This is a genomic window from candidate division WOR-3 bacterium, assembly GCA_039802205.1.
GTDB lineage: Bacteria > Hydrothermota > Tepidihabitantia > SM23-42 > JAOAFX01 > JAOAFX01.
Window position 1 is genome coordinate 1 of the sequence record JBDRWD010000064.1, and the last position, 9,970, is coordinate 9,970.

A 9,970-nucleotide genomic window follows, 5' to 3' on the forward strand; every position below is an offset into this window, starting at 1 on the left:
TTTGCCAGATCGGTTTATTATTTACATCCGGAATATTTTGAATATTTTTTGTTTGTTTTATCGTGGGAAGATCAAATAGATGAAAAGTATAATGAATTGCTTAATAAATATAAAGAAAAATTTGATTCAAATAAGAAAGGGGGTGAAAAATGATGTCCAATAGCATTAATATAATATGGATTTGGATTGTTCTACTTGCATTTGCTTTAGGTTTATTAATGGGGGGATATGATAGAGATATTGTTGTTGCTATATATGTTGTTGGTATGGCTTCTTTCTGGGCAGGGCTATTAGTATATAGAGATGATGCTAAAAAATTTCAGAAAATTGAAAAGTTAGCTAAAGAAAAAGGTAAAACTATTAATGAATTATTTGATTAAAGAATAGGAATGGAAATAACTTATTGAATTTCTGATAAATAATAAATTTAAAATGAATAAAGAAGAATTGAAACAAAAAATGGAAAAGGTTGCTGAAATTTTGGGATATCAATTTTTGATTAAAGAAGAATTTGCCTATTTCGTTTGTTCGCTCAAAAAAGATAACTGCGAAATTATGATAACCCAGCATGATTATCCACCAAGCGATAAAGAAAAAATTATTGTTAGTTCAAGCTATCCCAAATCAGAATTTTGCAGATATTATTTAAAACCCGAAGATATTATCCAAATCAAAATATCTGAAAAGAAGAGCCCCGAACAAATTGCGAACGATATCAAAAGACGCTTTCTCCCGCCTTACTTGATTAAACTTGAGAAAATAACTAAAGAAATAGAAAAATTAGATAATTATTACAAAGAGAAATTTAATGCTCTAAACAAAATAGCTAATCGTTTCGGGTGGAAGGTTGTTAATGGACAAATAGATTTTGATTATAAAAATCATAGAGAGATTGATAAAATTGAAGAATATGATGATAAAAAGGTAAGAATATCTTTTGTTATAGAACCGGAAATGGCAATAAAATTTTTAGAAATTTTATTTAAAACCAAAACAGCCCCAATGGACTGTAATATTAATTTACAGCCTTGAGGGGCTGTAAAAAAATAAAAAGTATTGAACTAATTTAAAATGTTTAATGATTATTTGTCTAAATTAATGAGTGCAGAGGAATTTCATGACTTTATCGCATGGCTTAAACGTATAGCCACGAGTTTCGCAGTGATGTCTCACTCCCATAATTGCAAGGAGCCTTTAGAATGTCCATCTGATCACGGTCGATGCAAGAGAAGGCTCGGTCTTCATACTGCCATTATGTGGTCAATAGCTATCTATATATTCAATTTACTCGCTACAGACAATATCATTAGGCTTTCTCATCTTGATAAGATCAGAAATCTCGTAGGGTTTGCCGAGTCGGTTTTTTACTTACACAAAAGAAAATATCTGGGCTATTTATCATTTGTTTCCTTCTGGGGACGAGAAATAAGCAAAAAGTATTATGAACTGCACAAAAAATTTGAAGAAAATCAAACATTATAGTCTTGAAGGGTTATTTAAAAAGGAGAAACAAATGCCGATTGATAAAGAAAATGAAGAATTAAAAGTTGAATCTGGTTGGAATTTTCCTTGTGAAGAATGTCAATTCTGGATGGATGATGAAAAAAGATGTGTTTGGGATGGCAAAGATGCCCCTGTATGTCTTGTTATCACTTTTGATGAATGGCGGAGAGAAAAATGAGTATTTGTCGCTGGAGCGATGATGATTATCAATGTAGCCTTTATATTTACGAGTCTGAAGATTGGTATGTAATTCACGTTGCTAAACGGAAACCGATATATAAAGAAGAGTTACCACCCAGAGTTGATACTGGTAATTTAGATGATATCTTGAAACGACAAAAGAAAGTATGGAAAATGCATGACCGAGCGGAGTTTGTCCCTATTGGGCTTCCGTACGATGGAGAAATGTTTATCGAAAAAACTCCTGAAGATTTGCTTAAAAAAGTTATCTTTTTAAAAGAAATAGGCTATAGAGTTCCAGATTTTGTGATCAGATTAATAAAACAAGAGATAGAAGACAAGGAAGAATAATAAGAATCAATGATAGTATATAAAAAGAGGAAAAAAATAATAAATATTCCAGACAGAATTCTATGTGATAAATGTGGTAAAGAATTTCAATATGAGACTGAAGATATAGGAGAAAGATGTGAAGTTCAGGCATTTGCTCGATTGAGATTTCATGCAGGTTATGGAGGGGTTCGAATCCTCGTCCCCAAGCCAATGATTTCAATAACCTAACTAAATTTATTCTTAGACCTCAATCCAGATATCGACATACTTCCCAGTTGGTGTGACTCCCCACTTTTCTTTTAACTTTCTCAAATCCCTTCGTATGCGAATTATATCCCCCATGTGCCGAGTCGCTTCTTTATGTAAAAACTCAGCAAGAGCCTGAGCGGTTTCTTTATCTTTCACTTTTATCTTTTTTACGCTCAAGGAAATCCTCAACGCTTTTATAAATTGGTTTTTTTAACTGTTTTGCGATTTCAACCTCTTTCTCTGCCCCGGGCGAATGCCCATCAAGCCTGATTAGGACACCACAGCGAGGAATCCATTTGCAAACATAATTCAACCAGAATTCATAATCCTGGGGATCCTCTTCATCGCAATATTTCATCAAATGAGGGATTATAACAAGATATCCCCGCTTAATCAATTTCATTGCTTCCCTGATTGCTATTTTTGTATTCAATTCCGGATTCGAACTGTATGGGCCAGAGAGATAAATAATTTCCATTTTTTATCTCTTTCTTTTTTTGATTCTCACAATAGCACCCCGAGGAATCATCAAAAAGCCACCATACTGCTTTTCACTTATGCTTTGAGCAATAATCAGATAATCTTTTTCTTCTCTTACAATAAAACCTATGGTTTTAATCGTCGGAATCCGCTCTTCGTAAGGGGAAACAAAAATATCTTTATCGTGCCAATAAACATCATCGCTTAAAGAGTCAATCCATTCGATTTCTGCAATTGGTTCAATCATTGTATTATTCTTTCTCTTTCAAGACATTCTTTAAGTTCCATTTTGGTATTGATCAATGTCTCAATCAAAAGATTTAATGTTTCTCTTTTTATCACCACACTATCTTCCGGCACATCTTTATAAATCGTTTGTGTCGTAACACAACTACTCAGATTCAATGTGAGAGATAAGAGTAAGAATAAGATAATCAATCTCTTTTTCATCTTTAGATCCTTTGATTTTTTCTCTTAGCTCTTCAAGGGTTTGGCGATACATCCTTCGGGCCTTAGCTCTTTTTTCGGGTGTATCTAACCAATCTATAATTTTTTCTGCAAGTTTGAAGCCTGTTCCTATCGCTTCAAGAGTTCCCAAGATACCCATCCCACCCCTCCATTTTTTACTTAATAAATGTATTTGCCTTTATTCTGCCGTAAATCGCAAGAATAAAACCGACCAGACCCGCTATTCCCTCAGCTACTTGAACAATCAAATCAGCCATTCCAGCTTGTTCTTCTGGTGATATTGTTACTCCAAAGAAGCTGAAGATCAGGGCAATAAACATCAGAATTGCCCCAATAATCGTTTTAGATTTAAACCAAGGTTTCTCCATATTTTTTCACCTCCTTTCTAAAAAAATTATGAATTGCTGCATTACTTCTTCCCATTATATTTGCTATTGTATGATATCCCAAACCATTTTCTTTTAATTTAAGAATTTTGTTTTTTTCTAATTTACTTAACCATGTTCTTTTAATATTTCCATTTCTAAACTTTATTACATCTTTTGCTTTATCTTTTTTAATTATTAATTTATTTTGAATTTTCTTTAAAAAATTTATAGAATTATTGAATCCTTGCATTTGTAATTTATAATAAATTCTCCCATTTTTCTTATCTGTCCAACTTGTAAGATAAGCATCGATGTTTTCTTTTAGAAGAAAATTTTTAATAATTTCTAATATTTTCTTATCTCTTTGAGATATATTAATTGTTAATTGATTATTTCTTTTTTTAAAACATATACAACCTTCTCCATCAAAAAAAACCAGCAATATAACTCCAGTTTATTTTTTCCATTTTTCTTTCCATCTCTTTTCACCTCCTTTTTTTAAATTAATATTTTTTTATCTTTTACTAACTCCCAGACCAGCGGGAGCAACCGGGGCCTTGAAATCGAAAGGGTAAGTAGCCGTATTGCTATCAGCACTTTCATTCCCAGCCTGGTCAACCGCAGTTAATACAAAAGCTAAAGTGCCTTCGCTGTTATCAGGAACAGTAATTGAAAAATCATATTGAGTTTGTGGATGTGGAATCGTGCCAATCAACTGTCTGCCTTGATCAATTCGATACAATCGATATTCTTTCATATCCGGTTCAGTATTGGCAGTCCATGTGGCCCTTAGATTTATTGTGGCCCCGAAAACGAGAGAAGACAACATTATAAAAGCAATTGCCATTAACAAAATTCGTTTCATCAATTAATCCTCCTTTCAATCTTTAATTAACCCATCGGCAAAACCAAACTTAATTGCCTCTTCGCCAGTCATCCAGAATTCTTTCTTCTTAATTTTCTCATCGAGTTCCTGCTTCGATAATTTACCCCTGCTTGCAATCCACGAATTTCTCACATCCTGCAAATGCCTCAACACTCTTGCTTCTTCTTCCTTATCTGAAGGCGTTGAGAATTTGATGGCAAACATTTCAATCGAGATAATCTCATGCCACATCAGGTCGGCATAGGGGGAAACAAACCTATGTCCCTTCGTCCCAGCAATAAAAACCATAAATCCACCTGATAAAGCGAATCCATAAACTCTTGTCTCAATGATTCCGCCCTTGGATTCCCAATGATGCATTAAATTAACGATTCTTGTAGCCGCAAAAAGTCCACCACCGGGGCAATGAATCTCAATAATCGCATATTTAATCCCTTTCATATCGAGATAATCAAAAAACTTTTTGACCGTATCATCTTCAATGAATTTCAGATATAGATATCCCTTACCATTCAGCACTTTCATTTCCTGAATTGGATAAACATTTGTTTCATCCGGTTTTGATTCTATCAATTTGAAATTGGGGACGGTATGACATTTCAGACAATCTTCTTTCATTTTGGTTTTGGGGCAAAAACCGGCATCCTTATTTTCAGCAAATGCAAAAGAGGCTATGAAAAGCAAAACAAAAAGAAAGATTAATTTTTTCATTTTTTCACCTCCCTTCTTTACATTCTTCCTTCATGTTCAAGGGAATAATGATTCCCATCCCTAAACCGCCCTCCCCAACGGCATAAAGGATGAAGAGATTCCCAATATTCCCCCAACAATTTGTGATCTTCGGTTTGAGTAAGATATTTACCATCTTTAAAAAGATTTAAATCTATAGCCAACCGGATATAATGATTGCTGTTTGGTTTATGCCCTGATTGAGCATAAGCATCGCCGAAAGTAAGCTCATAGCCTTGTTCATAAGCCCAAAGGATCAACTGAGCTACGAGTTTAACAAATAAACTTTGTTTTTCACGCAGTGTCATCTGGAAGAATCAAAATCCATTTTTTTGAAGTTTTTTAAGATTCTCTTCGACTTTCATTAAATGCTTTGCAATAATAATCAAAGCCGCCTCTGGATTTCTTTTCTTTTTAGCGACAAGCCTGATTTCTGCGTGCATGGAAATAATTGAATTTCTAATTTCGGCTATTATATCTTTATGATTATTTCTTAAAGTCATTTCAACACATATAATTTAAAAATGGTTAATGCCATTCCAACAAGAATGGGGAAAAGAAGATATCTCATAATATTTTTGTGATGTTCCAGATGATTCTGCATTAAAATCTCAATTTTGATTATTCTTTCTTTTAATGTCGGTTCCTTCATAGAAACCTCTTTACTTTTTATTAGTTTTAATCTTCATAAAACACAATATAATGAAACCAATCCCCGGAATTATTTACTCTCGTATTGGTTCCAATCGTAAAATATCCATCCCCAAAAGATTTAATCCCATCAGTCAATAATGAACCACCTTCTATTCTAAAACTTTCACCAGAACTATTATTTTTGTGTCTCCAAACAGCAGCATTAGACGTGGAACCAGCAGCTCTTTGAATGAAAACTGCTGCGGGTATCCCTTTCCTGGGTAAACTAATAGTTCTATTATCAGTCCCTGTACCAATGTATGAACCAAGATAAATTTTAGGGAAAATACAAAAAACCCCATCAGGCAATACAATTTTGGCTTGCCCCTTTTTAGCAGCCCTAATGAAATCTATATAAAGTGTGATCGAAGAAGAACCAGAATTATAAGCTTGTATGGCGAACCAAGAAATATCGTCTCTATTATTTGCATTTATATTTGCCAAATTCCAAGTGTGGTCAAACCAATTCGATTTAAAATTAACTATATCCCACTGCTCATTCCAATAATTTTCTCCCATCCATAGTCTTTCCTCAGCACATGAAGAACTATCTGAAACCTTAGCCATCACTTTTACAAAATCATAATCTGAAATATCTAATTCAGAAAAATTCTTCGAAATTAAAGCCATTATCCCAGGGGGAATTGTAATTTTAACCGACCCTTTACCTTGTCGATAATCAACCGTTTCCAGCGCTTGAGAAATATTCGTTAAAGCATCAGTTCCTGCTGCTGTAGCCACATCATTATTTTCACCTACCCTCAACGTCTCACCATTTTGAAATGAGCCATTAATGGTGATAAAATAAAATTTCCCCGCAGCATCTCCCGAGGCCCATTCACCACTAATTGTATGTTTATATTGCAATATACCATACGCCCCAGAAGTATTTCCCATCAATGTATCTCCGACTTGGGGCTCATAGGTTCCACCTGAATTAAACGGAAGATATCGAACACCTCTGATTGTCCAATTAGCAGTATCACAATCAACTATAGTTAAACTTTTACCGATTAGTTGAATGTCTCCAGTATCAACTGGATCATCTAAATTTTCATATAAATTCAAATCTGTTGGTAATCTGCATTCCGCCATAAAAACCTCAATCTGATGGTGTTCCCGCTACACCCCATCCCATCGGTCTTACTCTAATATCATAAATTTGACCTGGGATTAAATTTTTAATCGTATAGTTAGATCCTTTAATGCCTGATGCGACTCTATATTGTTCTTCGATTGGACAAGGTTTGGTTGTAGAACAATAAATTTCATAATCTTTAACATTTGGTTCTCCAAAACCAGACCAAGAGCTCCAGTCAACTTTTATTTGTTTACCATATTTTAATGGAGTAAGGACGGGAGAATATCCAGCCATCGATGGTGCGGAGGGAGACCATGTTGTTATCCATTGAGACGGGGTTGCCCACTCAGATTCAATTTTATCATCAATTGATCGCACTCTCCAATAGTAGATTTTATTACATTCTAATCTTCCAATCCGCACTTTAATCGGATCTTCATATTTAGCCTCAAATTCCCAAAAATCCATTATATAACCGCCAGAGGTTTGATTAAATTTTATTTTTACACCATAATTCAAATCTTGCCAATTGCCAGTTATAGGTATATCCCATCCCTTATAACTATTCCCTCCGTCGTCTGACCAACCAAATTTACTCGGACTCCCCACAGTTGTAATTCTAATCAAATAATTTTTATTGGATGGACCATAAAATTCTCCATTGTTTATCAACTTAAACCAACCCGAGCCATAACCCACTGGTGTTTCACAATATCCTTTAATTTTTTTGACAAAATGTTTTTGCCAAGTTGTATCATCAGATTTCCTAAATTGAATCTCGTAATCAAGTCCATATCCCATATTATCCCATTGGAAATCAATATAAGCATCTATTTTATTTTCTGTTTCTTCATCTGGTCCCGTAGAAGCAGAAAGCCCTGTTGGCATGGGGGGAGAATCGTCCGGACTCGGGATCGTTGTCTTATATGATTGATGCGTAGTAATATTGACTGTAGAATCATAAATCGCAGGATCTTCTTCAATGACGGTTAGTGGAACCCATCCTCTTTGAGGAATCCCAACTTCTTTAACTCTCACTTTTTTATTATTCCATCCCAAAAAAGATTTTGTGATCGTGATAATATCTCCCGGCTCAAGTGCCCAAGCTTTGAGCTTCGCTTGAAAACTAAATTCCCGATTAAATTGGCTTCTAAGTAAATGGTACTTGGCCATTTTTAGGGCTCGCTCATAACTTGAAATTCCAATGAATGGGATCTCGATTACTCTATCATTACTCGTCGTTTCTATCGCACCTTCCGGATATTGTCCATGCTTAACAAGATAATTATCATTTGCATCAATATAAGAAAACTTGATTAGCTTTGGTGTTTCTAAAAAGCCAAGAGCTCTTCCGGAGCAAACATCCATGACTAAATCATCTTCCCCCAAAGACATCACGGGGGTTTCGTCTTTATAAGTTCTCAAATAATATTTACCCATTGACTCAACAACATATCCTCTGAAACAATTTAAAATATCTTCTATATTATCTTGGGCTGATTTTCGATCTACAATCACACCATCAAAATACAATCCGTTTGTATCGCACCAGTTTGCAGCATCTTTAACACTATCTAAATCCCAATACGAAATATCTATCCCCATTCCATAAATCTTATTCGTTAAAAAATCGAAAGCCACCAGTGCAGGATTTCTTGAATAAGCCACCTGACCATTGCGGGGGTCATATATTTTCTTCATTTTTAACTGAACCGTGAATTCTGGTAGCGAAGTAAAAGCGTCATAATGATAAGTTACTTTAAAATAAATATATGCTGTATTACGCATTGGCTCTTTCCAAGAAGAAAAAACAGATTGTAAATTCAAATCCACAGTTTGAGTATTTGAACCAGAGTGGAAATAATAATCGACGAGGTCTTTCCCCTTGAAGGTTTCGTAATATTGCACTCTTTTATCATCAAGCCATATCTTATCACCTGTCCCGTCAGTTGAAATTCCCTCTACCTCTCCTTCACATAAAGCTAAGACTAAATGAAGAATTTTATTTTTCCCGCCCTGGGGTGAATCTGTTGTGTGAATAAAAACATTATTTCCTCCGATTCGGGCTTCACCATAGCCAATTTTTATTGGCTCCGTTGAAGACATTGTATTTAATAAATGTCCCCCTCTATGGATCCCCATCGATTCTCTACCAGCTCTTCCTTTAGCGATACTATAATAAGAATAAGCCATTGAACCAAAAATAATTGTTGATTTAATTAATGTGGCTATTTTTATACCAAAAAGAGTATATGCAGTAGCGTAAAAAGTAATAGATTTCCAAAGGGCAGTTATTCCGGCAAGTATAGCAGAAACAGGTTCATGTAAAATAGTATTTTTATGAACCTGTTTCTTAAAATTTCTTTTATAATTAATCGTTATCTTTTTTGAGAAAAATCCCATTCTATAACTCTTCTTGCTCCAATAATATAATCTTTTAAAAATCTTATTGGAAGATTAAAAACCCCTTTGTCAAAAACTACGATTACATTGGCTCCCCAATTGTAAATTCCACCGAAAACCATCTCTTTCCCTTCAAAAATAATTAAATCTCCCATGATAGCATAGTTGGGGTCTATGGGTTTACCAAGAGAAAAGAGAAATTTTTTCATTATCTCTACTGCTTCTTTTCTCTTCTTTCGCCAGAGGTAATCATAGTTGTCTTTTGTAATACCTTCTATCTCTTGGGGTAAATTACAACCATAGTGACCATATACTTCTAATAGAAAGTTTACACAATCCCACCCCTTTTCTGGATTAGCAAGGTAATGTTTTTTACCAATAAATTTCGAGATGAAATTTGAAAATTCTGTTTCGTCGTAAGGAATCAATCTTTTTTCGGGGCTCTCCCCCACCATATCTTTTTGTCCTGCAGATGTGTTATCCATGGAAAACCACCAAAATTATCTCTATTCCCCAAAGCATCACAACGATCAATTGAGTAATCGCACCACGTTTCATTACCATTGTATTTGCAAGTATTTGGGTCTTTAAAAATCC

General features: G+C 34.5%; 21 protein-coding genes. 6 read left to right on the forward strand and 15 right to left on the reverse strand.

Features of this window, described 5'->3' with window-relative positions:
- Positions 1-152: 152 nt before the first annotated feature.
- The 6 genes from ABIL39_10645 (at position 153) to ABIL39_10670 (ending at position 2,244) form a co-directional block, all read left to right on the forward strand.
- The gene (locus ABIL39_10645) at positions 153-380 is read left to right on the forward strand and encodes a hypothetical protein (GenBank protein ID MEO0166580.1); all 228 of its coding nucleotides are present in this window, start codon (positions 153-155) and stop codon (positions 378-380) included.
- Positions 381-432: 52 nt separating this feature from the next.
- Positions 433-1,032 carry a hypothetical protein gene (locus ABIL39_10650; GenBank protein MEO0166581.1) on the forward strand — a complete coding sequence of 200 codons (600 nt, stop codon included), beginning with the start codon at positions 433-435 and terminating at the stop codon, positions 1,030-1,032.
- Between the two features lie 222 nt (positions 1,033-1,254).
- Complete coding sequence (locus ABIL39_10655; protein MEO0166582.1) at positions 1,255-1,482, forward strand: hypothetical protein; 228 nt, start codon at positions 1,255-1,257, stop codon at positions 1,480-1,482.
- A gap of 31 nt (positions 1,483-1,513) precedes the next feature.
- A complete protein-coding gene (locus tag ABIL39_10660) occupies positions 1,514-1,681 on the forward strand; it encodes a hypothetical protein (protein MEO0166583.1) in 168 nt (55 codons plus the stop codon).
- Entirely contained in the window at positions 1,663-2,034 is a 372-nt protein-coding gene (locus ABIL39_10665; GenBank protein ID MEO0166584.1) for a hypothetical protein, read from the forward strand. The genes ABIL39_10660 and ABIL39_10665 overlap by 19 nt, the downstream gene beginning before the upstream one ends.
- 9 nt (positions 2,035-2,043) lie before the next feature.
- Positions 2,044-2,244, forward strand: coding sequence for a hypothetical protein (locus tag ABIL39_10670; protein ID MEO0166585.1), 201 nt, complete (start codon positions 2,044-2,046; stop codon positions 2,242-2,244).
- A 12-nt stretch (positions 2,245-2,256) separates the two neighbouring features.
- On the opposite strand, the gene ABIL39_10675 is transcribed toward ABIL39_10670, so the two are convergent.
- The 15 genes from ABIL39_10675 to ABIL39_10745 all read right to left on the reverse strand — a co-directional run bounded on the left by ABIL39_10675 (position 2,257) and on the right by ABIL39_10745 (position 9,858).
- Positions 2,257-2,421, reverse strand: coding sequence for a hypothetical protein (locus ABIL39_10675; GenBank protein ID MEO0166586.1), 165 nt, complete (start codon positions 2,419-2,421; stop codon positions 2,257-2,259).
- Positions 2,411-2,743, reverse strand: coding sequence for a DUF4406 domain-containing protein (locus tag ABIL39_10680; protein MEO0166587.1), 333 nt, complete (start codon positions 2,741-2,743; stop codon positions 2,411-2,413). Before ABIL39_10680 ends, ABIL39_10675 begins: the two co-directional genes overlap by 11 nt.
- Before the next feature lie 3 nt (positions 2,744-2,746).
- Positions 2,747-2,992 (reverse strand): hypothetical protein, encoded by a 246-nt coding sequence (locus tag ABIL39_10685; GenBank protein MEO0166588.1) that lies wholly within the window; start codon positions 2,990-2,992, stop codon positions 2,747-2,749.
- Positions 2,989-3,150, reverse strand: coding sequence for a hypothetical protein (locus ABIL39_10690; protein ID MEO0166589.1), 162 nt, complete (start codon positions 3,148-3,150; stop codon positions 2,989-2,991). Before ABIL39_10690 ends, ABIL39_10685 begins: the two co-directional genes overlap by 4 nt.
- Positions 3,137-3,352 (reverse strand): hypothetical protein, encoded by a 216-nt coding sequence (locus ABIL39_10695; GenBank protein ID MEO0166590.1) that lies wholly within the window; start codon positions 3,350-3,352, stop codon positions 3,137-3,139. Before ABIL39_10695 ends, ABIL39_10690 begins: the two co-directional genes overlap by 14 nt.
- Before the next feature lie 16 nt (positions 3,353-3,368).
- Positions 3,369-3,581: a hypothetical protein gene (locus tag ABIL39_10700; GenBank protein ID MEO0166591.1), complete on the reverse strand. Its 213-nt coding sequence runs from the start codon at positions 3,579-3,581 to the stop codon at positions 3,369-3,371.
- Complete coding sequence (locus tag ABIL39_10705; GenBank protein ID MEO0166592.1) at positions 3,562-4,023, reverse strand: LAGLIDADG family homing endonuclease; 462 nt, start codon at positions 4,021-4,023, stop codon at positions 3,562-3,564. Before ABIL39_10705 ends, ABIL39_10700 begins: the two co-directional genes overlap by 20 nt.
- A gap of 72 nt (positions 4,024-4,095) precedes the next feature.
- On the reverse strand, positions 4,096-4,446 hold the full coding sequence (locus tag ABIL39_10710; GenBank protein ID MEO0166593.1) for a hypothetical protein: 351 nt from the start codon (positions 4,444-4,446) through the stop codon (positions 4,096-4,098).
- A gap of 15 nt (positions 4,447-4,461) precedes the next feature.
- Positions 4,462-5,178, reverse strand: a complete 717-nt coding sequence (locus tag ABIL39_10715; protein MEO0166594.1) for an ATP-dependent Clp protease proteolytic subunit — start codon at positions 5,176-5,178, stop codon at positions 4,462-4,464.
- Between the two features lie 17 nt (positions 5,179-5,195).
- Positions 5,196-5,504, reverse strand: coding sequence for a M15 family metallopeptidase (locus ABIL39_10720; protein MEO0166595.1), 309 nt, complete (start codon positions 5,502-5,504; stop codon positions 5,196-5,198).
- A 9-nt stretch (positions 5,505-5,513) separates the two neighbouring features.
- Positions 5,514-5,699, reverse strand: coding sequence for a hypothetical protein (locus ABIL39_10725; protein ID MEO0166596.1), 186 nt, complete (start codon positions 5,697-5,699; stop codon positions 5,514-5,516).
- Positions 5,696-5,848 (reverse strand): hypothetical protein, encoded by a 153-nt coding sequence (locus tag ABIL39_10730; protein MEO0166597.1) that lies wholly within the window; start codon positions 5,846-5,848, stop codon positions 5,696-5,698. The genes ABIL39_10725 and ABIL39_10730 overlap by 4 nt, the downstream gene beginning before the upstream one ends.
- 26 nt (positions 5,849-5,874) lie before the next feature.
- Positions 5,875-6,984 (reverse strand): hypothetical protein, encoded by a 1,110-nt coding sequence (locus ABIL39_10735; protein MEO0166598.1) that lies wholly within the window; start codon positions 6,982-6,984, stop codon positions 5,875-5,877.
- 7 nt (positions 6,985-6,991) lie between these two features.
- Positions 6,992-9,373 carry a phage tail protein gene (locus ABIL39_10740; GenBank protein ID MEO0166599.1) on the reverse strand — a complete coding sequence of 794 codons (2,382 nt, stop codon included), beginning with the start codon at positions 9,371-9,373 and terminating at the stop codon, positions 6,992-6,994.
- The gene (locus ABIL39_10745) at positions 9,349-9,858 is read right to left on the reverse strand and encodes a hypothetical protein (GenBank protein ID MEO0166600.1); all 510 of its coding nucleotides are present in this window, start codon (positions 9,856-9,858) and stop codon (positions 9,349-9,351) included. The genes ABIL39_10740 and ABIL39_10745 overlap by 25 nt, the downstream gene beginning before the upstream one ends.
- Between the last annotated feature and the right edge of the window lie 112 nt (positions 9,859-9,970).